A 24905-nucleotide genomic window follows, 5' to 3' on the forward strand; every position below is an offset into this window, starting at 1 on the left:
ATGTCTTAAAATAATTATTAAAAGTTAATTTTAACATTCAGACCATATCCTTTTGTAGACGGTAGCTGTCCATCCTCGCCGTAAGATTGGGACATTTCCGACGGATCCTGTCTGTGGTAGTTATCTTTTGATACTGCGATTAACCAAGGGTTTCTTGCTGTCAATCCAACTGTGATTCCCTGAACTGTTGTATTTGTGAATAAAGCTTTTGGCAAAGTATAAGATAAAGCTACCTCTCTTAGTTTAATATAACTAGCATCGTGTATATATTGCTCCGCCAATCTGTTACCGTGGAACTGAGTAAAGTAGTCGTAAGCTTCTACATATGTGTCAACAGGCGCGCCGTTTTCGTCAACTCCGGTTACTCTTACCCCTCCGCCGTCTGCTACAGCATCTCTAACATTGTGACCTCTGTCGTTCATTGCAGCTGTCGGCTCTAAAAGACCTCCTGAGTTACCCCATTGTTCAGACAGCGAGAAGAATTTACCTCCTTTTTGGAAATCAACACTTGCTGCAAGAGTTAAACCTTTGTATTCAAGAGAGTTATACCAACCACCGGTGAATTTAGGCAGGATACTTCCGAAGTTCTTATTACCTTCTATTACATATAAACCATCACTGTTCAGAATCTTATTTCCATTAGCGTCCCTCGCAAATCCGTTTCCTACTAGCTGGCCCCATTCTTGACCTTTCATTTGAAGTACTGAAACATAACCAAAGGCAGGTTGGAAGCCATAGTTGATATTGTCTAAGCCTTCAGCAACATTTTCAATGGTTGATTTGTTCATTGCGAAGTTAGCAGATGTTGTCCAGTTCAGACCAGTACTGCTTCTCAACACGTCACCGGAAAGAGATAATTCAACCCCTCTTCTTCTGGCGTCCCCTGAATTAAGAAAGATACTTAAAGCACCTGAAGATGATGGCAATGTTACAGGAAGCGGTTCATCATTTCTCTTTTCATCATAGTAAGTACCCGATAATGTCAACCTGTTTTTGAGGAACTTCAAATCTGCACCTACCTCAAAGTTTGAGTTGATCGCAGGCTCTAAGTTAGGATCAATATATCTGGTTGGCTGAAGGGCCATTTGATATGATTTTGTACCCAAAGTTAGCGGCTTGTCATAAAAGGAGAATTCCGGATTGGTCTGTCTGGCATTGATATCTGACGCAATTTGCGCAATACCTGCTCTTAATTTGAAATAATTCAACACATCATTTTTAGCCCATAAATTATGAAGCAAGATACTGGCTCCTAATGAATATGTGAAGAAAGAGTTATTGCCGTTTAGATATGCAGAGTTAATATCATTTCTCGCAGATGCATCTACATAGAATGTATCATTATAACCCACGGAAACGTTACCAAATAAAGACTTATACCTTTTACCGTAATCCCATGGATCTGGAACCGGTGCAATATTAGCATTTTTAAAATCCCATACATCCGGCGTCAATAAATACTGTAGTTTACCGAATACATCCATTTCTTGCGATACGCCAGTCCAACGTTGGTTGGTAAGGTTACCACCAACGAAAGTATTTAAGTCAATATTTCCGAACTTATTGCTATAGCTCAATCTACCTTCATATTGATCTTCAGTATAATCAGAGTCGGTCAACCCAAAACCGTTAAGGAAATCCATGTATCCACCTTCTGTACCACTGGCACTCTTGGTAAGTGAATAAGGCATGTAATAACGGCTGTTAGTAATATTGTTAACTCTTGAATAAGAAACCCTTGCAGTTAAGTCATCTGTTATCTTATATGACGGGGCTACAGAGAACATAAGAGTTTTTCTATCCCTATAAGGCCTGTATCTTTCCATATAGGTATATGGGTTATACCAGAATGCGGGTTTCGTTCTGTACGCACTTGGACCATCGATTCTGTAATAGTCAGGACCCCACCAGTTCCATGAAGCATGGTAACCTCTAGGAGTTTCAAGATCTTTCAGCTCCTTCATTTTTGTGATATCCAGATCTCTACCAAACCATTGGTTGAATGTACCTGATGTTTGATTAGAATAACCATCATCAAAATCACCAGTTGTCCTTCCCTGAGAGAAGTTCATGATAGCTTCTACATTAAGCTTTTCGCTGAATTTGTAGTTAGCGTTTGTGTTGAAGTAATTTCTTCTAAGTTCAGTATATGGTGTAATACCGTTTTGAAGCAAGTTGGTAAACGAAACCCTCCCTGTGAAATCACTTGTACCACCTGAAACTGAAATGGTATTTTTAAAGGTAAATGCATTATCGTAAAAATCTTTTACGTTATTAGGCTGCGCTTCCCATTTAGCAGTTTTACCAAAATATGGACTGTCTTTCCAGAAAGCATACCAAGGCAGATAATCCCTGCCGTCAAATTTAGCACCCCAAGATTCGTCAGCAAGGTAATTTTGACCTCTTTTATATGTCATTCCTTCCAATGCTGCCCATTCTGCCGGATGTCTCACAGGATTGAATTTGAAGGTACCAAAAGAATCTTCTCCGTCATAACCTTGGCCATATTCATTCTGATATCTCATTGTTCTCGCTACATAATCAACGTTTGTAGTAGAATTCAATTCAACATTCAGTCTGTTTCTCGCACCTTTTTTAAGTGTCATAACAACAACACCATACTGAGCTCTTTGGCCGTAAAGTGCAGTAGCATTAGGACCCTTAAGAACGTTTACCGACTCCAGGTTATCCATATCAATCGTGTTAGGATCAACGATAACACCATCTAAAACGTAAATTGGATCAGCATCTGATAACATTGAAACAGCACCTCTTAAACGAAGCTTTCCTGTTTCCCCCAATTTGGATCCAGCCTGCCCGTTAAGCTGAACACCGGCTACCTTACCCACAATAGCATTCTTTACGTCAACATTATTTGTTACGTTAAGTTCTTCTGCTTTTACTTGTTGAGTTGCATAAGGAAGTGATTTTTCCTCTCTTTTGATACCTAATGCAGTAACAACCACACCTTCGATATCTGTTGTTTTAGTTGCAGTATCTTTTCTTGTCTGTGCATCCACCAATACAAAAGACGAAGATAACACCACAGCTAAAACGCTTGTTGTTAATTTCTTCATATCAAATTAAATTTTTCAATGAAACAAATATGAGAAAGATCATTAAAATGACCAAACAAAAAGTTAAAAAAACCTTAATAATTTTGTAATATTAAAAGATTTGTAATTTTGCGGTTAAATTTTCTGCAAATTTTATGAATTTGATAAAAAGTTGGAGCAATCAATATCTTGAAGCTGGTTGTGATGAAGCTGGAAGGGGCTGCCTGTGTGGCCCGGTAGTGGCGGCGGCGGTACTATTGGGTGACAATTTTCACCACGAAATGGTTAATGATTCTAAAAAATTAACATTAAAGACACGACTCGATCTGGAAAGTTGTATAAAGGACAACGTGAGAGAATATGCCGTAGCAGAAATTTCCCCGGCATTCATTGATCAGCACAACATCCTGAATGCCAGCATTCACGCGATGCATATGGCTTTGGATCAGCTCACCACACCACCCGAACTCATTTTGGTGGACGGTAACCGGTTCCATCCTTATAATTTTATTCCGCACCAGTGCATCGTGCAGGGAGATTCCAAGATTTTATCGATTGCTGCGGCATCAATCCTGGCCAAAAACCACCGGGACAGACTTATGATGAAGCTCCACGAGGAATTTCCGCAATACGGCTGGAATACCAATATGGGCTACGCCACCCGCGAGCACCAGCGGGCGCTTAACAAATTCGGACCAACCATACATCACCGGCGGTCGTTTCGCCTCAATTACGAAGAATTATTTGATGAAGCAGGAGGTTAAGGTCAAAATCGGCGAATCCCATAATTTATCAAAAAACCGTTAACGGTTATTTTGCCGCCCCAGAGGTAAGCCGAAGAAATCATAGAAAGCGGTGAAGCACCCGGACTGCCGAACGGCGTAAACCGTATTTCACCTATTAAGAACAGTAAATGATCCCTTCGACGCAATCCAATAATAAAAGCGAAACCTAGTTCAGTTTCGCTTTATAAATACATTTATGTAAAAATCTACTTCTTTTTTGCTGCCTGCTTTCTCGCCTGCTCCTGTGCCTGCTGCTGAGCTTGGGCCTGCTCCATCATTTCGCGCATTCTTTTCTGGAATTTGCCTTCTTTTTTTGGCTGTGCCTTATTGGCCTGGATCTGGGCGTGAATTTTATCCTCATCCAAAATCCAGTACTTGATGACGAGAATAATGACAATGTTAATCGCATTCGACACGAAATAATACCATGATAAACCTGAAGCCGAAGTGTTAAGGAAGAACAGGAAGGTAATCGGGAAGATATACATCAGCACTTTCATATTCGGCATTCCCGGTGCTGTGGGCTGCTGCATATTACCGGCGGTCAGCATTGTGTAAATTAGGATCACTGCCGTACATGCAATCGCGAAAATACTTAAATGATCTCCTAAAAACGGTATGCTGAACGGTAGTTTAATCACATCATCATACGCTGTAAGGTCTTTTGCAAACCAAAAACTTTTACCCCGCAAATCAATAAAATTCGGGAAGAAACGGAACAGGGCATAGAAAATCGGAATCTGCAATAATGCAGGCAGACAGCCTGCCATCTGATTGACACCGGCTTTTCTGTACACTTCCATGGTTGCCTGCTGGCGCTTCATTGGGTCAGCATCTTTGTATTTTTCGTTCACTTCATCAATTTCAGGGCGGATGACCCTCATCATCGCACTCAGCTTGTGCTGCTTGAACATGATTGGTGAAAGAATCAGCTTTACCAAAATCGTAAGCCAGAAAATAGCCCAACCGGCCGTCATACCAAACGACGCAATGAAATTGTATACCGGAATAAAGAACCACCTGTTCAGTGTTCCGATGAATGACCACCCCAAAGGAAGAATTTCGTCAAAATTTTTGTCATAGGATTTCAGTAACGGCAAATCCAACGGAAGGAAGTACCAGGTGAAATCCTGATTAAGCTCATTACCCGCCATTTGCACCTGCCCGTTATAACTGAATTTTTTCAGATACTCACCTTCCGCAATCGGTTCCTGACTTCCGGTAGATTGCGTGAACCCATTCTTAGCTTCAATAACCGAAGAGAAAAACTGCTGTTTTACGCCAAGCCAGTTCAGGGTTTCGCCAGTTTCATCAAGAGTGGTTCTTCCGTCATAATCATAAGAACCATAGTTATCAAAAGCATAGGAAAATTCAGAGTGCGTCTGTTCCTGCGCTCTACCTTTTTCCAGATTTTTAACCTGATAATCCCAGACAAAATTCGCTTTACCATCCGTCACCAGCTGAGAAAGCCCCTGCGTCCTTACTTTAAAATCCACCGTATATTTGGGCATCAAAGTGTAGATAAACTGTACTGTCGCTCCGTTAATATTGCTGGTTAAAGTCGCTGTATTGCCATTTACCGAAGGCGTAAAAACCAGATCTTTGGTGTTGATCACCTTTCCGGTCCGGTCCTTAAACAGAAAACCGTACGAGGAATTATTCTTATTAATAAGATATAAAGGCAGATCCGCCTTATCGGTCTTCTGGTCGTAAGCTTTGTATTTATTTAGCTCCACCTTGGACAGCTGCCCGCCTAAACTTGAAAACTCAAGTTTCAGCTCCTCATTCGCAAGATTTACGGTTTGTATGGATGATGGCGTAACATTGGTATTCAGATTTGCGGCAACCGAAGGTTTGGCGGCGCTGTTTACCTGTTCTGTTTTTGGATTTTGCGCATTTTTCCGCTGCTCTTCTTTTGCCTGTTTGTTCTGGAAATAAAACATCGCCCCAAGCATGATCAGCGAGAACAGCATAAAACTGATTAACTGATTTTTGTCTAATCCGTTATTTTGTTGCATTGTGAATTTTATTAATTAGTCTGAAATCTCTCATAAATGTTATACCAACATCCTGAAAATTTAAGGTGACAAAATTACTGTTTTTTTCTGAAAATCTATTTTATTTAAAAAAAGGAAAAGACACCAAGGAAAATCCAGTTTATCATTTTGCAACGGCACTGCTGATAAACCAATTATTCTTTTGTGTCCTTTTTATGCTATTTTTTGCTGCACGCCTTTACAAAAGCGATGAAAAGGGGATGCGGCGTCTCCACCGTACTTTTATATTCCGGGTGGTACTGAACGCCTACATAGAACGGATGATTCTGAAGTTCAAGAGTCTCTACCAATTTGGTTTCAGGATTGAGGCCAGTTGGCATCATGCCGCTTTTTTCAAATTCTTCCTGATATTCAGAATTGAATTCATATCTGTGGCGGTGTCTTTCAGAAATAGTTTTTGACCCGTAGATTTCAGAAAGTTTGGAACCAGGTTTCAAACTGCATTTCCACGCTCCGAGACGCATGGTACCACCTTTATCCACTACGTTTTTTTGGTCTGCCATCAGGGAAATCACCGGATCAGGCGTCGAAGTATCAAACTCCATTGAATTCGATTTTTCTAAGCCAAGAACATTTCTTGCAAATTCAATCGTCATGATCTGCATACCGAGGCAAATACCCAGCAAAGGAATTTGATTTTCTCTGGCATATTTGGCAGAAAGCACTTTTCCTTCGATGCCGCGGTCGCCAAAACCAGGCGCAATCAGCATCCCATCAATTCCGGCAAAAGTTTCTTCCAGATTATCCTTGGTAATGTCGCCGCTGTAAACCCAACGTACCTTCACTTCTGTTTCCAGCTCAGCACCGGCATGAATAAAAGCTTCAGCAATAGATTTGTAGGAATCCTGCAAAGAAACATATTTACCAACCAAAGCAATTTCTACAGTTTTTTTTGGATTCTGGTAACGTTTCAGGAATTTTTTCCATTCTTTCAGGTCAGCTTCCTTATCAGATTTCAGTCCGAGCTCCTTCAAAATCACATCATCAAAATTCTGTTTCTGAAGATATAAAGGAACCTCATAGATCGTATCCAAATCCTTACATTCAATCACGTTCTCCAGTGGAACATTACAAAACTGAGCCAGTTTCGCCCGCTGTTCTTTAGGGATTTTATGCTCCGTACGGCAAACCAAAACATCAGCCTGAATGCCGCTCTCCATCAGCTGGCGTACGGAATGCTGCGAAGGTTTTGTCTTCAGTTCACCGCTTGCCGCCAAGTACGGAAGCAATGTGAGGTGAATGACCATTGAGTTATTCTCACCAAGTTCCCATCTCAACTGGCGCACCGATTCGATATAAGGAAGCGATTCTATATCGCCCACCGTACCGCCGATTTCAGTAATGATAATGTCGTAATTCTGTTTAGCGAGGATTTTGATCCTGCGTTTGATTTCGTTTGTGATATGCGGAATGACCTGCACCGTTTTCCCAAGAAAATCACCTTTTCTTTCTTTTTCGATTACGGTTTGGTAGATTCTTCCGGTCGTTACATTATTATTTTGGGAAGTTGGGGAATCCAGGAACCTCTCGTAGTGTCCCAGGTCCAGATCGGTTTCAGCGCCGTCTTCGGTCACATAACATTCGCCATGTTCATAGGGATTCAGAGTTCCGGGATCGATATTGATATAGGGGTCAAGCTTTTGTATGGTAACGCTGAAACCTCTAGATTTTAGCAGGAGCCCCAAAGATGCAGAGACAATTCCTTTTCCTAAAGATGATGTCACACCCCCGGTCACGAAGATGTATTTCGTTTGCTTTTTACTCATTAGATTTAGGTTTGGGCAAAGTTAAAGGATTTAGAAAGGCGAAACAAGGAGAATTTATCCTTTAATTTTCAGGAGCCGGGAACCTGCTTTCCATTACAATTCCTCGCGCCACCACTGTCAGGCAGAGCCTGTCGAAGCCTGCTGCGGGATTTTCATTTCAATCAGGGCTAGAAATTTGCCCTTCACAGAAAATTTTTCCGGTGAAAATTTAACTTAACATCACATTCATAATCAAACCAACAAAGCACAGCAATTCTGCAACCCCGTGTTGCTGTCTATATATTTCCCTTCTTTTTTTGCCACCGGTTTTCCGGTGGTTTCTTTTTCAGAGAATTTCAAATTTGTAAATTGCGGGTTCGCGACATACAATTGGTTTACGGACCCTAAAATTAAAAAAGTACTGTCCTGAACTTTAAACAATAAATTTTAATCTCCCGTGGCAAAACTCAGAACCGCCTATTACTGCCAAAATTGCGGCACCCAATATTCCCAGTGGCACGGCCAGTGCAAAAACTGCGGCGCCTGGAATACCCTTGCCGAAGAAATCTTGGAAAAGGCTTCTGCAAAAACTTCTCCGGATAAGAAGAAAAATCACATCATCAACATCATCGAGGTGGAAACCAATGAAGAACCGCGCATAAAGACCATTTCCGAAGAGCTGAACCGCGTGTTGGGAGGCGGAATTGTTTTGGGTTCCGTGATTTTGATCGGTGGCGAACCTGGGATTGGGAAATCTACCCTTCTGCTTCAGTTGGCTTTGAAGATGAAGAAGAAAATACTGTACGTTTCCGGAGAGGAGAGTGCCTCCCAGATAAAAATGCGCGCCGACCGGCTGACTGATGTTCAGAATCCGAACTGTTTTCTTTTTACTGAAGTTTCTGTAGAAAAAATCATTCACGAAGCCAAAAAAATGCAGCCGGACCTGATGATTGTAGATTCAATTCAAACGCTTCATTCCCAGCTTCTGGAAAGTTCGCCCGGAACCGTTTCCCAAATCCGGGAATGCTCCAACGAACTCATCAAATTTGCCAAGGAAACCAACACCCCAATTATTTTGGTGGGCCACATCACGAAAGACGGACAAATCGCAGGGCCAAAAGTTCTGGAACATATGGTGGATGTGGTTCTGAATTTTGACGGCGACCGGAATCATCTGTTCCGGCTTCTTCGGGCCAACAAAAACCGTTTCGGCTCCACGTCCGAAATTGGGATCTATGAAATGATTGCCCAAGGTCTGAAAGAAATAAAAAATCCGTCCGAAATCCTGATCACGAAAAAATTTGAAGAACTTTCCGGCAATGCCATCGCCGTCACTTTGGAAGGAAACCGTCCGATGCTTCTGGAGATCCAGGCTTTGGTCTCTACTGCTGTGTACGGCACGCCGCAAAGAAGTTGTACCGGTTTCGATTCCAGAAGGCTGAACATGCTTCTCGCAGTCCTTGAAAAACGCGCCGGTTTCCAGCTGGGCGCAAAAGACGTTTTCCTGAACATTACCGGCGGAATAAAGACCGACGATCCGGCACTGGATTTGGCGGTTATTGCATCTATTCTGTCGTCAAATGAAGATATGGCAGTTCCTGAAAAATTCTGTTTTGCCGGAGAAATCGGTCTGAGCGGAGAAATCCGGCCGGTGCCGCAAATCGAAGCCAGAATTTCGGAAGCCGAGAAGTTGGGTTATGATAAAATTTTCATTTCGAACCTGAATAAAATCCCGAAGCGCAAATTCGCAATCAAGATTGAAGAAGTAAGCAAGATTGAGGATTTTCATGAGCGGTTGTTTTAAAGCGTGTCAGGGCTTAGAGACCTAACAGCGCTAAACCAATATTAAAAAGATAACTTATGAAGAAAAACATTTGCCATCTCAAATGTGACCGATTTTACCACGTTTATCATTGTGGAACAAGTGGAGGGCAGTTGTTCTTTCTCAATTCAAATCCGGCAAAACATGGAATTACTAAAGATTTATTAGAATATTCCTCTTGGTCTGCCAAAAAAATTGGTCATCTAACTTGTCCAAAAAGCAGTGAAATTCCTGAATTATTTGATGGTCCGAAGCATTTTGAATATTTATTGCACCAATATAATTTCAGCGTATAAAAGCGTTCTGGGGCCCGCAGCCCTTACCACCCTTACCAAGAACAATGAACTACCTCGCCCACGCCTACCTTTCCTATTCCGACGGACAGCTTGTCGGCAATATGATTGCAGATTTCATCCGCAACAGGGAGCGTTTTCTATATCCGGGAGAAATCCAGAAAGGCATTGCGCTTCACCGGGCTATTGACACTTTTACGGATGGACATCCCGAAATTCATGAGGCGAAGAAGATTTTCAGTCCGCTCGTGAGATTGTATGCGGGAGCCTTTGTGGATGTGAGTTTCGATTTTTTCTTGGCGAATCAACTGGCGGAAAACCAGGAAGATTTTAAAAAATTCACTGAGAAAGTTTATCAAAAACTTTGGATTAACGAATCTTTTTTACCAGAAAATTTCCGCAAAATGTTGGTTCCAATGGAAAAAGACAACTGGCTTTTCAATTACCAAAATGATTGGGGAATCGGTTATAGCATGAGGAATGTGAAACGGAAAGCGAAATATCTCGATGAAGAAATTCCGGTTTTTGAAGAGTTTTTGAAACACAAGAGCCAGATAAAGACCCACTTCAACAATTTCTTTCCCGAACTTGAGGCGTATAGCAGAAATTTCGTCGAAAATTTAGAACTGCTGGAATAGATAACGGTCGGGGTAAGAAAGTTTCTGACTTTTCCTTTGCCCATTCAGGATGATGTGGATAATATTCATCTGATCATCAAAAAGATTGTATAAAGCGCTTACGGCTGCTTCTACCTTTTTGGGTGATTTTACAGGTTCAGATTCTATGTAGACATTTACGGCCTCGCTGTCCTCTTCATAGCCTAAATAATTTATTGCCAGCATTTTATTATTGACTTTCAGTTTAATATAGTCCAAAAAATAAGCTTTCAGAGCTTCATTCATCCTATCCCTGAATTTCTCATCCTGAAAATGGAGCGCTGTTTTATACTTTTTATTCACAGCATTTTCCAGATCATCCAGAAAAAATTTTCCTGTAATTTCAAAAGTCCTGGTGTTTGAATTATAGTTAAATTCAACAGAACCAACATGATATGGATGAGCATCCTTAGCTGAAGCGGAAAAGCAAAGTGTGAGAAAAAAGAATATGGAAAGCAGATATTTCATAGCAGTATGTGGGCTCTTTGATGAGCTGTGAGCCGCAAAGTTAAATTATTTTCGTATTATCGTTCCCCGAAAAAAAAACCTGTAAAACTTAAAATGAGCGATTTCTTATTCTACCTGAAACTGGGTTGGGAACACATTATCTCCTGGGATGCGCTGGATCATCAGCTGTTTGTACTCGTACTGATTGTAGCCTACACATTCAATGATTTCAAAAAACTTCTGATTCTTATTACTGCGTTTACAGTGGGACATTCCATCACGCTGGCTTTAAGTGTTTTAGATTTATACAGGCTTCCTTCAGACTGGGTAGAATTTCTAATTCCCCTAACCATTGTGATTACTGCGTTGGACAATATTGTTTTAAAAGGTAAAATAAAAAACCTGATGCAGGTCAATTATTTCCTGGCTTTGGGATTTGGTCTCATCCACGGTTTGGGATTTGCCAATATTGCCAGAATGTCGATGGCCAAGGAACAGAATATTGCGGTTCCGCTTTTAGGGTTTAATGTGGGTTTGGAACTGGGGCAAATCGTTGTAGTTTTAGCCCTGATGATTTTGGCATACATTGTTGTCACCCTTTTTCGGGTACCGAGAAAAGACTGGATTATGTTTATCTCGTCAGGTGTTTTCGCACTGGCCCTGAAAATGGCTCTGGAACGGATTCCCGGATAAAACAGCTCATTGTAATTAAATAAAATAGCTCTTTACACATAAATTTTCCCGGTTGCTTTTTACGGAAAAAGCTTTCATTTTTTATACTTGAAATTTCAATTATTGTAATAATATTTTTTAAGTTCAGCGTAAACTGTAACAAACACAACGTTTTATTGACAAATATTTTTAATTTTGTCTAAATTCTTATAATTACAATGAAATTAAAGAGCTTTATACTCGGTGTTACTGCTTGCGCATCAACAGTTTACGCTCAAAACCACCAGAACAATCCTGGCAGCAACCACGGCAATAAGTTTGAGCAGCTTGGAACCATCCTGCCCACGCCAAATATTTACAGAACTGCATCCGGAGCGCCGGGGCAAGGCTATTGGCAAAACCGTGCTGATTACGACATTACCGCATATTTAGATGAAGACAACCGTAAATTAAAAGGCTCTGAGACGGTTACCTATTACAATAATTCACCGGATCAGCTGGATTATCTTTGGCTTCAGCTTGATGAAAATGAGCATTCATCCATTAATAACTCGGGATACAGCGCTTCCTCAAAACTTCCAAAGCACATGAATTCAGAAAATCTGAAAAGCTCAGAATTACCTGCCGCAGATAACGGACTGGGTGTCAATCTTGAAAAAGTGACTGACGCCGAGGGAAATCCCCTGAAATATGTGGTGAATAAAACGATGATGCGTATCGATTTGCCAAAAGTTCTAAAAAAAGGCGAAAAATACACTTTTAAAATTGACTGGAACTACAACATTTCCGACCGCATGAAGTACGGAGGCCGAGGCGGTTACGAACATTTCCCTGAGGACGGCAACGATGTCTTCACTATGACCCAGTGGTTCCCCAGAATGTGCGTTTATTCCGATTTCCAGGGTTGGCAAAACCATCAGTTTACAGGACGCGGAGAATTTGCTTTGGTTTTCGGAAACTATAAAGTCTCAATGAATGTACCGGCAGACCACATCGTGGCAGCAACCGGTGAAGGTAAGAACTATAAAGATGTACTCACGTCTGCCCAGTTTGAAAGATGGCAGCAGGCGCAGAATGCGAGTGAACCTATGGAAGTTGTCACTTTAGAAGAGGCCAAAAAAGCGGAAAAATCCAAATCCAAAGCAAGAAAAATATGGCATTTCGAGGCCACGGATGTCCGGGATTTTGCATGGACATCTTCCAGAAAATTTGTTTGGGACGCCATGCGGGTGACCATTCCAGAAAACAACAATCAGGTAATGGCGATGAGCCTTTATCCGAAAGAAGCGTACGGACTGTACAGAAAATTCTCGACTAAAGCCGTTGCTCACACCATAAAAACTTATTCAGAATTTACCATTCCGTATCCGTATCCTGTGGCCCAATCGATAGAAGCTTCCAACGGTATGGAATATCCGATGATCTGCTTCAATTTTGGCAGGACTGAAAAAGACGGAACTTATTCGGAAGGAACCAAAAATGGTATGATCGGCGTCATCATCCATGAAGTGGGACACAATTTCTTCCCAATGATCATTAATTCAGATGAAAGACAATGGTCCTGGATGGATGAAGGATTAAATACCTTTGTGGAATACCTGACAGAAGAGAAGTGGGACAATAAATTCCCATCGCGAAGAGGCCCCGCGCATACCATCGTCGATTATATGAAACTTCCGAAAGATGAACTTGAGCCCATCATGACCAATTCAGAAAACATTATCCGTTTCGGCCCGAACGCTTATTCCAAGCCGGCAACTGCACTGAATATCCTGCGTGAAACGGTGATGGGACGCGAGCTTTTCGATAAAGCATTTAAAACCTATTCTAAAAGATGGGCATTCCGTCACCCGGAACCTGCCGATCTGTTCAGAACTATGGAAGATGCCAGCGGCGAGGACCTGGACTGGTTCTGGAGAGGTTGGTTCTACGGTGTTGACCCGGTTGACATCTCGATTGATAAAGTAACGGTGGCCACACCCGATTTTGACGCACCAGCAAAGCCTTTCGAAAGAAAATATACCGTGGATGAGCCTGAAGTAAACGCTTTTGAGGACATTTCAAAAATCAGGAACAGAGCAGAGAAAATTCAGTTCGAGGTGGACAAAGACAAATCACTGCAGGATTTCTACTACCGCTACGCTCGCGGACAGGAAGAAGTGGACACCAAAAAAGAATATACTTTTAAAGCAGATGTTTTTGAAAATGTGAGTGCAGCTGATAAGGCAAAACTTCAGAACATGAAAGCCTACCAGATCGATTTCACCAACAAAGGCGGATTGGTAATGCCAATCATTCTGGAATTCACTTTTGAGGACGGCAGCAAACTCCGCGATAAGCGTGCGGCGCAGGTTTGGAGACACAACGAGAAAAATGTTTCGCTAACCTATTTCTTTGATAAAAAACTGAAATCTGTTCAGCTGGATCCCATGAAAGAGACGGCGGACATCGACACAACCAATAATTTCTGGGGCGAAGTACCGGCGCCAACTTCTAAATTTCAGGTCTTCAAGCAGAAACAGGGTCCAAGTGCAAGAGGTGCTGGCAGAGGAACATTGAACCCAATGCAGGCGGCAGGAAAGAAAAAATAACTTCCAAATTTAATATTATGTAATGGGTCATTTCAATTTGTTGAAGTGGCCTTTTTTCTGCCAAAATTTCACTTTTCTGTTAAAGTTCGTGCCAGATTTTCAAGGTTCATTGGTTGGCACAATATTGTACACTTCGAGAACAGAATTTAACTTTTAAAAAATAAATATTTATGTCAGTAAATTTCAAACCATTATCAGACAGGGTTCTGATAGAGCCTAATGCGGCAGAAACTACGACCGCCTCAGGAATCATCATTCCCGACACTGCTAAAGAAAAACCACAGGAAGGTACCGTTGTGGCAGTAGGGCCAGGTAAAAAGGATGAACCAACCACCGTGAAAGTGGGCGACAAAGTGCTTTACGGAAAATACTCCGGTTCTGAACTGAAACTCGACGGAAAAGATTATCTGATTGTAAGAGAAGGAGATTTATTGGGAATTCTGGGGTAAGATTTCATCTGTACAATGCAAAAAGTAAAATGTACAGTGCAAAAAAAATACTGGGAAAAAATTAAATAAAATAACACACTAAAGTACTTTGTACATTGTACATCGTACATCAATACATTAAATATGGCAAAAGAAATAAAATTCGATATCGAGTCGAGAGACGCACTGAAAAGAGGTGTTGATGCTCTTGCAAACGCAGTGAAAGTAACTTTAGGCCCTAAAGGCCGTAACGTGGTAATCGAGAAATCGTTCGGTGCACCGCACGTAACCAAGGACGGGGTTTCTGTAGCAAAGGAAATCGAACTTGAAGACAAGGTAGAAAATATGGGCGCCCAGATGGTGAAGGAAGTGGCTTCCAAAACCAATGACATTGCGGGTGACGGTACTACTACTGCAACTGTTTTGGCACAGGCTATCGTTCGCGAAGGCCTTAAAAACGTTGCTGCAGGCGCCAACCCAATGGATCTGAAAAGAGGAATCGACAAAGCCGTTTCAGCGGTGGTTGAAAACCTGAAATCTCAGTCTCAAACGGTTGGGGAAAATGCTGAAAAAATCAAGCAGGTCGCTTCAATTTCTGCAAACAATGACGATACGATTGGTTCACTGATCGCTGAAGCGTTCGGTAAAGTTGGGAAAGAAGGCGTAATTACCGTTGAAGAAGCAAAAGGTACTGATACTACGGTTGACGTGGTTGAAGGTATGCAGTTCGACAGAGGGTATCAGTCGCCATATTTCGTGACCAATCCCGAGAAAATGGTTGCGGAACTTGACAATCCTTATATCCTTTTGGTTGAGAAAAAAATCTCATCTATGAAGGAATTGCTTCCAGTTCTGGAGCCGGTGGCACAGGCAGGAAAATCCCTTTTAATTATTTCTGAGGAAGTTGAAGGCGAGGCTTTGGCAACTTTAGTGGTGAACAAATTGAGAGGTTCTCTGAAAATCGCTGCGGTAAAAGCACCTGGTTTTGGTGACAGAAGAAAAGCAATGCTGGAGGACATCGCCATCTTAACCGGCGGACAGGTAATTTCTGAGGAAAGAGGTTTCACGATGGAGAATGCTACCCTTGAAATGTTGGGTACTGCTGAAAAAGTTTCGATCGACAAAGACAATACAACGATCGTGAACGGTGGTGGCGACGAAGCGCAGATCAAAGGCCGTGTAAACCAGATCAAGGCGCAAATGGAAACCACAACTTCCGATTACGACCGTGAAAAACTTCAGGAAAGACTGGCGAAACTGGCCGGTGGTGTTGCAGTACTTTACGTGGGTGCCGCTTCCGAAGTGGAAATGAAAGAGAAAAAAGACCGTGTGGATGATGCGCTTCACGCAACCAGAGCCGCTGTAGAAGAAGGCATCGTTCCTGGAGGTGGTGTTGCGCTGGTAAGAAGTATTTCTGCTTTGAATATCGACGGAACAAACCAGGATGAAACTACCGGTATCAAAATCGTAAAAAGAGCGATTGAAGAGCCACTCCGTCAAATCGTAGCCAACGCAGGCGGGGAAGGTTCGGTTATCGTGGCAAAAGTTGCAGACGGAAACGGTGATTTCGGTTACAACGCGAAAAACGACGAGTATGTCAATATGTATGAAGCCGGAATTATAGACCCTACAAAAGTAGTTCGTGTAGCCCTTGAAAACGCTGCATCCGTAGCCGGAATGTTGCTGACAACGGAATGTGTGGTAACAGAAATTGCAAAACCTGAGCCTGCAATGCCTCCAATGGGTGGCGGAATGCCGGGAATGATGTAAGGAACGATTCCTTTCGTTATAAATATAAAAATCCGTCAGAATTTTCTGGGCGGATTTTTTGTACAAAATTGTACAGCAAACTGCAGCCATCTTTTGCGTAATTTTGCAGTACACAAACAATGAAAAAAAGTTTAGGAATTTTTTTAATCTGTACTGCAAAGTGCAGATTTTTTTATTTCAGGAGGGGCAGATAATAAGTAAAATGCGTTTTATAAACCAATTTTTTAATCTCTGAAATCAATTCATCTTTTTCCTGATCAGCCGCAATGTTGAGTTTTGCCAAATGGTAAATGATGGTGTAATACCGTTCCCAGCCTATCGAAAGCCTGTCCAGATTCACTTTGTTTAAATAAGAAGCAGCCTGCTCCGCATCGGCCATTTTCGAAAATGCGTAACCGCACATGATATCCCAAACTGTGTCGTGATTTTCTTTTCGGTCCTGCGGAACAAATTCTTTAACATTAAATTTTCGAGTGGTATTATTTTCAATCAAAAACTTCATTTCGTCAAATCTGTCCGTGAAAATCAGATGTTCCAAAACAGAATATTCAAAACTGCAGACTGAATTTTCCGAAGCACTGCGGTAGTTTTCCCTGGCTTTCAACATTTCAGAAAACGTTTCGGCAAACAAGCTGTCATTCTTTGTGTGCGCTGCATACATCATTGCAACGCCATATTTACGTCCGGCAGACAAAAGATTGACATCTTCGGTGAGATTGATCTGATTAATCTTCTGAAAATAAAGATCAATCAGTTCTTCATTTTCAGACAGAAAAGCACCCATAAACAAAAATCCATAAGCAAAAAATTTCGCCTGATTGGCAGGGCTGAATTTAAGATACTCACTAAAATACTGCGCGTAAACTGTGCAAATTAAATCCCTGATCGGATGGTGCTCCATGAAAAAAACCCTCGCCAAAGGGTACTTCATCAGCTTACAATGAACGGTTGGAAGCAGCTCCGGAGATTCCTTCAGTTTCCTGCAAAGATTCTCACACAACCGCCAGTAACTTTCGAGATCATTAGCATTAGATGCTTCCTCAAAAATGTCACTTAAATTGTTTTCAGCAATTCTATTACTGAAATCAAAGTAATTCCTGTAGCCGGAAAATCGCGCAAGAGCATCGAGAGTGTACTCAGAATATCCGCCACTGTAACTAATGATGCCAAAAAACCTCCTCAACGTCTGCGGGTTTAGATAAATGCCCTGTTCTTCCAACTTTGCAGAAAGCTGGACGCAAGCTGAAACCGTACTGACGTTTTTGCCGAATTCTTTTACCACTGCATTTCTGAGAAGAAATTTGTTTACAGCATCAATATTCATCGATTATTCAATTAAAACACAATTAAATTAGTAAAAATTACTGAACTATGCAAAAAATTACGTATGAAATTTAACCGTCTAAAAAATACACTTTATTTACTGCTTTATCCAACTTTCATTTAACATAACAGTAAACCTTAAATATTTAAAGTGAATTAATCAGTTTATAAATCAGTTCCCTGAAATTTTTCTTAAACAATCTTTTAACCATTTTTTATTTCTGTCATCTCTATTATAGAAGGTAAAAGAAAACTGAAAATTAATTCTATGAAAACTCCATTAATCATTCTTTTCACTCTGTTTGTATCATTGCCGCTTTCAGGTCAAAAAATGACCATCAAAGAAAAAGGCAATAAGACCGAATACAATTTTCCCGTTGCTGTAACGGAACAAAACCTCAGCTCAGTGCTGCATCAAAAGAAAGCCGCGTTCGTAGTCCGGGCTTTTCACAATGGATTTGACACTAAGGATTTTGAGGAAAAATATGGCGTGAGGGTGATTTTTTCCAATTGTGTCGGAACATATTTTAATGATGATGCATTGAATAACAGAACAATCGCAAAGTTTCTGACTAAAAAATTCGGTGAGGGTTGGAAAGTGGAAATTCCAATAATGCCGGTCGGATTATAAAATTAAAAAAGCAATCTCATCAACCTGAAATTGCTTTTTTTTAATTAATTCATTTACTGATAAGCTTCTTTAAACCTCTCGATCAGTTCATCGATCTTTTCAAGGTGTACATATACACTTTTCACTTCCTCGAAGCGCGGCGATTTGTAGAAAACTTCATGGAAATCCATATTACCGTTTCCTATTTTTTCGATTTTTAAAACTTCGATGTTCAGTTTCTTGAGTTCGTCCTTCAGGTCGCGAAACTCGTCATTAATTTGTGTTTCCATATTATATTTCATGTATTCCGTTATCCGCGACTTCATGGTTGAGCTGGGCTCTGTAAAGCGTGGCATAATAGCCGTTCTTGCCGAGAAGCTCCAGATGACTGCCTTCTTCCACAATTTTTCCGCCATCCATCACGATGATTTTATCAGCTTTTTCTATGGTGGAAAGTCTGTGAGCAATAATAATTGAAGTCCGGTTTTTGGTAATTTTCTCTGTAGCTCTCTGGATGAGTTTTTCACTTTCATGGTCAATGGAAGATGTGGCTTCATCCAGAATTAAAATTTTGGGATCCGAAAGATAGGCACGCAAGAACGAAAGCAGCTGCCTTTGTCCTAATGAAATAGAAGAACCTCTTTCGCTTACCACATAATCGTATTCACCGGGCAGCTGTTTAATAAAATCATCCACTTCGATATCTTGCGCCGCTTTTTTTATTTTATCTAATGTAATTGTTTGATCGCCAAACGCCAGGTTTTCAAAAATACTTCCGTGGAACAGGAAAACATCCTGCAGCACCACACCGATATGGCTCCGAAGGCTGTAAAGTTCGTAATCTTTTAAATCAATTCCGTCAATAAGTATTTTTCCCGAATTTATATCGTAAAGCCTGGTAATTAAACTGATAATCGTTGATTTCCCGGCGCCGGTTGCACCCACGATCGCAACATTTTCGCCCGGGTTCACAGTGAAGCTGATGCCCTTTAAAACTTCCTGCTTTTCATCGTAAGAAAATCTCACATTCTGGAATTCAATTTTACCGTCAAATTCATTTTTCTGTACGGTTCCGGTGTTCTGCATCGCCAAATCTTCATCCATCAAACCAAGAACACGTTCGGCGCCAACAATTCCTCGCTGTATATTATTGAAACGGTCAGCAATCTGCCTCAACGGACGAATCAGCATAGAGATATACTGGATAAAGGCAATCACCACGCCGGCAGTAATCGTGACATAGCCGCCATAAAACAGAATAAAGCCAATAAACACAGAGGAGATCAGCTCCACCACCGGAAAGAAAAGAGAGAAAATGAACACCGTACGCAGCAGCGCAGCTTTCAGGGTGATATTGATGTCATCAAATTTTTTAAATTCCTGTTCTTCGCGGTTGAATACCTGAATCAGCTGCATTCCTGCCAAACGCTCCTGCACGAAAGAGTTTTGATTGGCAGTCCATGTCCGCTCATCACCGAAAGCTTTTTTTAGCCTTTTTTGGAAAAATCTGGTGATGATCACCATCAGAGGAAGAATAACCAAAGAAATATAAGTGAGGTTCGCATCCGTCTGATACATCATTACCAGCACAAAAATAATTCTGAGGATATCGCCGAAAACCATCAGAAAACCGTCGGTGTACACGGTGGCAATGGTTTCCACATCTCCTACTGCACGCGTAACCAGCTGGCCAATTGGCGTTCTATCAAAAAATGAAGTCTTGAAATAAATGAGCTTGTTGTAGAGCCTTTCCCGGATATCACGAATGACGTTTTGCGAAATATAATTGGAAAACCAGACCAGGAAAAAGTTCAGAAAAGTCTCCAGCAGCACCAGACCCACCAGCCAGTAGATGTGCTTTCTCATCAGGCCCTGATCTTTCAGCCTGATGATGTCATTATCCACAATCTGCATCGTGAGATACGGCCTGTACGTGGAAACCACCGACAGCAGAATCGAAATCACGAGTGCGATGATGAACCACGACCGGAACTTCATCCCAATCGTGAACAGCCTTCTGATGATTTGCCAGGTGGAGGGTTTATTCATAACTCAGCTGCAAAAATACGGGAATCTGGATGAAAGACCAAGAACGACATTTTAAGATTCAAACATAATGGATTTGCTGACAGGAAGGAGAAGTAATTTTTTGGAAATAATTTTTAATCAAAATCATAACCCACATCCACCAGAAAAAGACCGTGAGCCGGAGCTGAAGTTCCGGCTGAATTGCGGTTTTTGGCTTCGATGATATTCCTTAAATCTTCGGGCTGAATTTTCCCGGTGCCGATTTCGACCATTGTGCCCACGATGGCGCGCACCATATTTCTCAGAAACCGGTTAGCTGAAACCGTAAATTTCAGTTCGGTGCCACACTGTTCCCATTCTGCTTTATAAATTTTACAGAGATTGGTTTTGTTATCGCCCCCGATTTTAGCAAAACTTTCAAAATCGTCATATTCAAAAAGGATTTTGCAGGCTTCATTCATTTTACCAATATCCAGAGTGCGCTTCCAGTGCTGCCAGGCAGAGTTCTGTGTAAAAGGATTTTTTTCCAGAGAAATATAATACTCATAAGTACGGAAAGTCGCATCAAACCGGGCATGAAAATCATCTTTAACCCCAAAAATTCTTTTCACAGAAATATCCGGCGGCAGAAAACTGTTGAGCTGGTGCGGCAGTTTACCCGAAATTTCCTGATGAGTGTCGAAATGCGCAAACATTTTTTTGGCGTGTACGCCGGTATCCGTTCTGCCCGCCCCTGTGGTTTTTATGTCTTCGCGAAGAATTGTGGAAAGCGCTGTTTCAAGCTCCTGCTGCACAGAAATTTGTTTCGGCTGAATCTGGTAACCGAAATAATTTTGTCCGTTGTACGAAAACTCAATAAAATAGCGCAAGTGTAGATATTTCTGCAAAAATAATGGTTTCCGGGAAATCTGTTTTAAATAAAAGTCCGGGAAAATTTTGGCTAAATTTGCAGCGATGACAAAGATACTCCTCCTCTCCGACTCCCACTCCTATATCGACGACCGTATTCTGGAATACGCCCGGAACGCTGATGAAGTTTGGCACTGTGGAGATTTCGGCAGTCTTGAGGTTATCGGGGAACTCGAAAAAATAAAGCCTTTAAAAGGTGTCTACGGAAATATCGACAACGACAAGATCAGATTAATTTTTCCCGAAGTGAACCGTTTCACGTGTGAAAAAGTTGAAGTTCTGATGATTCATATCGGCGGATATCCGGGGAAATATTCGCCTTTAGCCAAAAAAGAACTAGCAGATAAAGCTCCGAAAATCTTTATTGCAGGACATTCGCATATTCTGAAAGTGATGTTCGATAAGAGAAACTATCTGCTTCATCTTAATCCCGGTGCTTGCGGAAAAAGCGGCTGGCATAAAATGCGGACCATGCTCCGTTTTGAAATTGAGGGGCAGGAAATCAAAAACCTGGAAGTCATTGAATTAGGACCAAGATAATTCTAAAAAAACTGCAATCTGAAACCTGAAATAAAAAAATGAAAATCGGCGATAAAGTTTCTGTAATCGATGAAGATTTGGGCGGAACCATTACTTCCGTTCACGGAAATACCGTGGTCTTTGCCGATGCCCATGGATTTACACACAAATATCCTTCAGAAAAACTGGTGCAGAAAAATGAGGCGCTTTATGAAGATATCCGTATTGAAAAGAAATTTGAGTACCATAAAAAAATTTCCAAGAAGCATAACCGAAATCATCTCGTGATCGATCTGCATTTTGAAAAACTGGTTGAAAATCCGTTAGGTTACGAAAGTTTTGAAAGGCTTTTCATACAAAAAGAAAAATTGCTGGAAATCATCGAGTTCTGCCGCAAAAACAATCTCAAAAAACTGGAAATCATTCACGGACTGGGCAACGGAACCCTTCAGAAAATGGTTCACGACGTTTTAGAAAGCCAAACCGGACTCGATTTTCACAATAAAGAAATACTTCATCATGAGTCCGGTTCGGTTATGGTAAATTTTGTTTAGTTCTTCTTGGGAACGTATTTGAAGCGGGTTGCGTAGAACTTCCCTTTCCTGATTTCGCCACTCACTACCGCTTTTTTTATTTGGTTGCAGTAGCCGTCGTGTGCGTGAGCATCGCCGAATGCATTTTCGTCAACGCCTTCCACATAATAAAGTTTCCCGTCGATTTTTACGGCCATTGCACAATCTTTGTCGTTTTTTTGTTTAAACTGGCACATTCCGCAAGCAGCGTCTACTGTTTGATTTATTATTTTTTTCTGGGCGAAAACCGTAGCTGAGAACATCAGCATCAAAACAAAAAATATATTTTTCATTTTAAATTATTTCTAGGTTTTAAAGATATGAATTAAAATCAATTGCCGGTTATGACTTGCCTCAAAAGAAACTTCGGCATTCCAACATAATTCTTTAAATTTGCTCACTTCTACGATGGAAAAACTCAGTTTACTTTTCACCAAAGACGGCTTGCAGTATCAGCTTACCAGAAACCGCAATATTCTGGAGGAAAATTCATTTTTTGTAAATGAAGAAACGCCTGCTGATTTTATTTCAGCAAAACTGGATCAGGTTCTGGAAAAGAAATGCCGCGAAATCGCTGTATATTCGGCATTGAGCCATTTTACACTGATGCCGGAAGGTTTCAGCCATCATGATTTGGGGTACGATCTCATCGCTTACAACTCACCTGTTGAGAAGGATTCGGAAGAACTGATGCTTTCGGTAAACAAAAAATTCGGGGTACAGTTTTATTACACTTTTCCTAAAGAATTTTATCAGAAAATCAAAAGTATAAATGTGCCGGCGAAATTCAACTTTTCGGGTGAAAAATTCCTGAATTCCATTTCTTCGAAAGCCGGAAAGGAAATTCACATCAATCTTTACCACCATCAGTGCGAGTTTTTTGCTTTGGAAAACAAAAAAGTCATCCTCTACAATAACCTGGACGTAAATTCGGAAGTGGATTTTCTGTATTTCGTGATGTTCACTTTAAGCAAAATTGGTTTTGGGATCAATGAAACCAGCTTCTTTGTTTACGGTGAAACTTCTGAAAATGAAACGTTTATATCTGAACTGAGAAAATTTGTAAAGAACCTGAAAATTGTTTTCGACAATATCCCGAACCGAAATTTCATCCTGACCTCGTAAATTTACTTTGATCTTCAATTAAAATAATCTTTCGCTACATTTGTGGTCTAGAAAGAACAACAATGTACCGTATTATCAGCGGCAAGTGGAAAGCCAAACGAATTTCCGCACCCAAAAATTTTGATGTAAGGCCAACGACCGACTTTGCGAAAGAAGCATTATTCAGCATTCTGGAAAACCGTTACGATTTTGAGTTTTCCGCCTGTTCTGTATTGGACCTGTTTGCGGGAATTGGCTCAATTTCATTGGAATTTGCCTCCAGGGAATGCCCTGACATCACCGCTGTGGAAATGAACACCAGACACTGCAGTTTCATCAGTTCTACAGCTGCGGATTTGGATATGGCATTGCAAATAAACGTACAACGCGCGGATGCTTATGACTGGCTCAAGAAAAACCGCAGCAAAAAACAGTACGAAATTGTTTTTGCTGATGCGCCCTTCGAAAATACAGACGAGAAAAAATATCAGGAGCTGATCGCGCTGGTTCTTAACAATAATTATTTAAAAAGCAACGGAATATTTATTTTAGAACACCAAAGCCGGTTGAAAATAGACCACCCGAATTTAATGGAAAGCAGAAAGTATGGCAACCTGACATTCTCCTTCTTCAAACCAAACGGGGACGCTTAAAAATTAGAGCGGCTTTAGCTCCAGTTCTATGGATTTTCCGAAGATTTTCTTTGAAATTTTTTCGAAATTTTTAGTCAGATCCGACACAAAAAATTCATATACGCCCTTATGAGAGCTCCCATTCAGGAGGTTGTGCTGCTCCAAAATCATTCTCAGCTGGTTGGCAACGATGCTCGGAGAATCAATTACACGAACGCGGTTTCCATAATATTGACGGATTTCATCCATCAACAGCGGGTAATGGGTACAGCCAAGAATTAAGGTTTCAATATTTTTAAGCTTGCTGTTGCTGAGATAATTGTAAATGATCGCATGCGTGATCGGGTGATTCTTAAATCCCTCCTCTATCGCCGGCACCAAAAGTGGTGTTGCAAGCTCATCCACCTTGATAAACTTATTGTGTTTGCGGATACTTTTTTTGTAAAGCCCCGAGTTTACCGTAGCTTTGGTTGCAATGACGCCAACGTTGTTGTGGATTTCGTAAGCCACTTTTTCGGCAACTGGATTGATCACATCTATGACCGGAACCCGGTTATCAACCGTTTCAAGGACTTCTTTCAGCGCGTTCGCCGTTGCGGAGTTACAGGCAATGACGATCGCTTTGCAGTTTTTTTCTAACAGAAATTCAGTGATTTTGGTGACGTAACCGATGATGGCTTCCTGTGATTTTTCGCCGTATGGCAGGTGTTTGGTATCACCGTAATAAATGAGGTTCTCATGCGGAAGAAGGCGCTTGATCTCTTTTGCAACTGTGAGTCCGCCAACGCCGGAATCAAAAATACCAATCGGCTGGTCTGGCTGCAGGTGCGAATAATCCGGTCTTTTCTTTTTCAATTTGAAAATATTTTAATGCAAAAATACTTAA

Annotated in this window: 23 protein-coding genes; 13 read left to right on the forward strand and 10 right to left on the reverse strand. The window is 41.2% G+C overall.

All coding sequences use genetic code 11. The annotated features are described in order from the left end of the window. Positions 1 to 17: 17 nt before the first annotated feature. Positions 18 to 3077, reverse strand: a complete 3060-nt coding sequence (locus CKV81_RS05830; RefSeq protein ID WP_095071384.1) for a SusC/RagA family TonB-linked outer membrane protein — start codon at positions 3075 to 3077, stop codon at positions 18 to 20. A gap of 134 nt (positions 3078 to 3211) precedes the next feature. Here CKV81_RS05830 and CKV81_RS05835 point away from each other — a divergent pair, with 134 nt between their 5' ends. Beyond that, positions 3212 to 3820: a ribonuclease HII gene (locus CKV81_RS05835; protein WP_095071386.1), complete on the forward strand. Its 609-nt coding sequence runs from the start codon at positions 3212 to 3214 to the stop codon at positions 3818 to 3820. A gap of 227 nt (positions 3821 to 4047) precedes the next feature. Here CKV81_RS05835 and yidC read toward each other — a convergent pair whose 3' ends face one another. After that, on the reverse strand, positions 4048 to 5859 hold the full coding sequence (yidC, locus tag CKV81_RS05840) for a membrane protein insertase YidC (RefSeq protein ID WP_095071388.1): 1812 nt from the start codon (positions 5857 to 5859) through the stop codon (positions 4048 to 4050). Positions 5860 to 6056: 197 nt separating this feature from the next. Further along, a complete protein-coding gene (locus tag CKV81_RS05845) occupies positions 6057 to 7664 on the reverse strand; it encodes a CTP synthase (protein WP_095071390.1) in 1608 nt (535 codons plus the stop codon). Positions 7665 to 8100: 436 nt separating this feature from the next. Between CKV81_RS05845 and radA the strand changes: the two genes are divergently transcribed. Genes radA through CKV81_RS05860 form a run of 3 tightly spaced genes read left to right on the forward strand, consistent with a single transcriptional unit; the run spans position 8101 to position 10396 of the window. Then, a complete protein-coding gene (gene radA, locus CKV81_RS05855) occupies positions 8101 to 9447 on the forward strand; it encodes a DNA repair protein RadA (protein WP_095071394.1) in 1347 nt (448 codons plus the stop codon). Between the two features lie 56 nt (positions 9448 to 9503). After that, positions 9504 to 9761 carry a hypothetical protein gene (locus CKV81_RS13340; protein ID WP_157727377.1) on the forward strand — a complete coding sequence of 86 codons (258 nt, stop codon included), beginning with the start codon at positions 9504 to 9506 and terminating at the stop codon, positions 9759 to 9761. A gap of 44 nt (positions 9762 to 9805) precedes the next feature. Continuing rightward, positions 9806 to 10396: an acyl carrier protein phosphodiesterase gene (locus CKV81_RS05860; RefSeq protein ID WP_095071396.1), complete on the forward strand. Its 591-nt coding sequence runs from the start codon at positions 9806 to 9808 to the stop codon at positions 10394 to 10396. Here CKV81_RS05860 and CKV81_RS05865 read toward each other — a convergent pair. Beyond that, positions 10379 to 10882 (reverse strand): DUF6702 family protein, encoded by a 504-nt coding sequence (locus CKV81_RS05865; protein WP_185116917.1) that lies wholly within the window; start codon positions 10880 to 10882, stop codon positions 10379 to 10381. The genes CKV81_RS05860 and CKV81_RS05865 overlap by 18 nt on opposite strands. Positions 10883 to 10975: 93 nt before the next feature. Between CKV81_RS05865 and CKV81_RS05870 the strand changes: the two genes are divergently transcribed. From CKV81_RS05870 to groL, 4 genes are all read left to right on the forward strand, one after another. Beyond that, positions 10976 to 11554, forward strand: a complete 579-nt coding sequence (locus CKV81_RS05870) for a HupE/UreJ family protein (protein ID WP_095074295.1) — start codon at positions 10976 to 10978, stop codon at positions 11552 to 11554. A gap of 197 nt (positions 11555 to 11751) precedes the next feature. Continuing rightward, positions 11752 to 14124 carry a M1 family metallopeptidase gene (locus CKV81_RS05875; RefSeq protein ID WP_095071397.1) on the forward strand — a complete coding sequence of 791 codons (2373 nt, stop codon included), beginning with the start codon at positions 11752 to 11754 and terminating at the stop codon, positions 14122 to 14124. Between the two features lie 170 nt (positions 14125 to 14294). Beyond that, positions 14295 to 14573 carry a co-chaperone GroES gene (locus tag CKV81_RS05880; protein WP_095071399.1) on the forward strand — a complete coding sequence of 93 codons (279 nt, stop codon included), beginning with the start codon at positions 14295 to 14297 and terminating at the stop codon, positions 14571 to 14573. A 123-nt stretch (positions 14574 to 14696) separates the two neighbouring features. Next, positions 14697 to 16322 (forward strand): chaperonin GroEL, encoded by a 1626-nt coding sequence (gene groL, locus CKV81_RS05885; protein WP_095071401.1) that lies wholly within the window; start codon positions 14697 to 14699, stop codon positions 16320 to 16322. Between the two features lie 172 nt (positions 16323 to 16494). Here the strand turns inward: groL and CKV81_RS05890 are convergent, their stop codons facing one another. Continuing rightward, positions 16495 to 17646, reverse strand: coding sequence for a hypothetical protein (locus tag CKV81_RS05890; protein ID WP_095071403.1), 1152 nt, complete (start codon positions 17644 to 17646; stop codon positions 16495 to 16497). A 267-nt stretch (positions 17647 to 17913) separates the two neighbouring features. Between CKV81_RS05890 and CKV81_RS05895 the strand changes: the two genes are divergently transcribed. Then, complete coding sequence (locus CKV81_RS05895) at positions 17914 to 18276, forward strand: FEKKY domain-containing protein (protein ID WP_157727378.1); 363 nt, start codon at positions 17914 to 17916, stop codon at positions 18274 to 18276. A 53-nt stretch (positions 18277 to 18329) separates the two neighbouring features. On the opposite strand, the gene CKV81_RS05900 is transcribed toward CKV81_RS05895, so the two are convergent. The 3 genes from CKV81_RS05900 to truA form a co-directional block, all read right to left on the reverse strand. Beyond that, positions 18330 to 18545, reverse strand: a complete 216-nt coding sequence (locus CKV81_RS05900; protein ID WP_095074297.1) for a hypothetical protein — start codon at positions 18543 to 18545, stop codon at positions 18330 to 18332. Between the two features lies 1 nt (position 18546). Further along, the gene (locus tag CKV81_RS05905) at positions 18547 to 20304 is read right to left on the reverse strand and encodes an ABC transporter ATP-binding protein (RefSeq protein WP_095071408.1); all 1758 of its coding nucleotides are present in this window, start codon (positions 20302 to 20304) and stop codon (positions 18547 to 18549) included. A 113-nt stretch (positions 20305 to 20417) separates the two neighbouring features. Next, complete coding sequence (truA, locus tag CKV81_RS05910) at positions 20418 to 21152, reverse strand: tRNA pseudouridine(38-40) synthase TruA (protein WP_095071410.1); 735 nt, start codon at positions 21150 to 21152, stop codon at positions 20418 to 20420. A gap of 85 nt (positions 21153 to 21237) precedes the next feature. Here truA and CKV81_RS05915 point away from each other — a divergent pair, with 85 nt between their 5' ends. Next, entirely contained in the window at positions 21238 to 21732 is a 495-nt protein-coding gene (locus CKV81_RS05915) for a metallophosphoesterase family protein (protein ID WP_095071412.1), read from the forward strand. Between the two features lie 38 nt (positions 21733 to 21770). Next, positions 21771 to 22265, forward strand: coding sequence for a Smr/MutS family protein (locus CKV81_RS05920; protein WP_095071414.1), 495 nt, complete (start codon positions 21771 to 21773; stop codon positions 22263 to 22265). On the opposite strand, the gene CKV81_RS05925 is transcribed toward CKV81_RS05920, so the two are convergent. After that, on the reverse strand, positions 22262 to 22576 hold the full coding sequence (locus CKV81_RS05925) for a DUF6370 family protein (RefSeq protein WP_239285790.1): 315 nt from the start codon (positions 22574 to 22576) through the stop codon (positions 22262 to 22264). The two genes, CKV81_RS05920 and CKV81_RS05925, sit on opposite strands and share 4 nt — an antisense overlap. Before the next feature lie 115 nt (positions 22577 to 22691). On the opposite strand from CKV81_RS05925, the gene CKV81_RS05930 reads away from it, so the two are divergent. Then, positions 22692 to 23408, forward strand: coding sequence for a DUF3822 family protein (locus tag CKV81_RS05930; RefSeq protein ID WP_095071416.1), 717 nt, complete (start codon positions 22692 to 22694; stop codon positions 23406 to 23408). A gap of 62 nt (positions 23409 to 23470) precedes the next feature. Beyond that, the gene (locus CKV81_RS05935) at positions 23471 to 24040 is read left to right on the forward strand and encodes an RsmD family RNA methyltransferase (RefSeq protein ID WP_095071421.1); all 570 of its coding nucleotides are present in this window, start codon (positions 23471 to 23473) and stop codon (positions 24038 to 24040) included. Positions 24041 to 24043: 3 nt separating this feature from the next. On the opposite strand, the gene murI is transcribed toward CKV81_RS05935, so the two are convergent. Continuing rightward, positions 24044 to 24874, reverse strand: coding sequence for a glutamate racemase (murI, locus tag CKV81_RS05940; RefSeq protein WP_095071424.1), 831 nt, complete (start codon positions 24872 to 24874; stop codon positions 24044 to 24046). Between the last annotated feature and the right edge of the window lie 31 nt (positions 24875 to 24905).

The sequence above is a fragment of the Chryseobacterium taklimakanense genome (assembly GCF_900187185.1).
In the GTDB taxonomy this organism is placed as follows: domain Bacteria; phylum Bacteroidota; class Bacteroidia; order Flavobacteriales; family Weeksellaceae; genus Planobacterium; species Planobacterium taklimakanense.

Coding starts and splice junctions, on each gene's coding strand:
- CKV81_RS05830 (WP_095071384.1), bottom strand. CDS start 3,077: ATGAAGAAATTAACAACAAGCGTTTTAGCTGTGGTGTTATCTTCGTCT.
- CKV81_RS05835 (WP_095071386.1), top strand. CDS start 3,212: ATGAATTTGATAAAAAGTTGGAGCAATCAATATCTTGAAGCTGGTTGT.
- yidC (WP_095071388.1), bottom strand. CDS start 5,859: ATGCAACAAAATAACGGATTAGACAAAAATCAGTTAATCAGTTTTATG.
- CKV81_RS05845 (WP_095071390.1), bottom strand. CDS start 7,664: ATGAGTAAAAAGCAAACGAAATACATCTTCGTGACCGGGGGTGTGACA.
- CKV81_RS13340 (WP_157727377.1), top strand. CDS start 9,504: ATGAAGAAAAACATTTGCCATCTCAAATGTGACCGATTTTACCACGTT.
- CKV81_RS05860 (WP_095071396.1), top strand. CDS start 9,806: ATGAACTACCTCGCCCACGCCTACCTTTCCTATTCCGACGGACAGCTT.
- CKV81_RS05865 (WP_185116917.1), bottom strand. CDS start 10,882: ATGAAATATCTGCTTTCCATATTCTTTTTTCTCACACTTTGCTTTTCC.
- CKV81_RS05870 (WP_095074295.1), top strand. CDS start 10,976: ATGAGCGATTTCTTATTCTACCTGAAACTGGGTTGGGAACACATTATC.
- CKV81_RS05875 (WP_095071397.1), top strand. CDS start 11,752: ATGAAATTAAAGAGCTTTATACTCGGTGTTACTGCTTGCGCATCAACA.
- CKV81_RS05880 (WP_095071399.1), top strand. CDS start 14,295: ATGTCAGTAAATTTCAAACCATTATCAGACAGGGTTCTGATAGAGCCT.
- groL (WP_095071401.1), top strand. CDS start 14,697: ATGGCAAAAGAAATAAAATTCGATATCGAGTCGAGAGACGCACTGAAA.
- CKV81_RS05890 (WP_095071403.1), bottom strand. CDS start 17,646: ATGAATATTGATGCTGTAAACAAATTTCTTCTCAGAAATGCAGTGGTA.
- CKV81_RS05895 (WP_157727378.1), top strand. CDS start 17,914: ATGAAAACTCCATTAATCATTCTTTTCACTCTGTTTGTATCATTGCCG.
- CKV81_RS05900 (WP_095074297.1), bottom strand. CDS start 18,545: ATGGAAACACAAATTAATGACGAGTTTCGCGACCTGAAGGACGAACTC.
- CKV81_RS05905 (WP_095071408.1), bottom strand. CDS start 20,304: ATGAATAAACCCTCCACCTGGCAAATCATCAGAAGGCTGTTCACGATT.
- CKV81_RS05915 (WP_095071412.1), top strand. CDS start 21,238: ATGACAAAGATACTCCTCCTCTCCGACTCCCACTCCTATATCGACGAC.
- CKV81_RS05920 (WP_095071414.1), top strand. CDS start 21,771: ATGAAAATCGGCGATAAAGTTTCTGTAATCGATGAAGATTTGGGCGGA.
- CKV81_RS05925 (WP_239285790.1), bottom strand. CDS start 22,576: ATGAAAAATATATTTTTTGTTTTGATGCTGATGTTCTCAGCTACGGTT.
- CKV81_RS05930 (WP_095071416.1), top strand. CDS start 22,692: ATGGAAAAACTCAGTTTACTTTTCACCAAAGACGGCTTGCAGTATCAG.
- CKV81_RS05935 (WP_095071421.1), top strand. CDS start 23,471: ATGTACCGTATTATCAGCGGCAAGTGGAAAGCCAAACGAATTTCCGCA.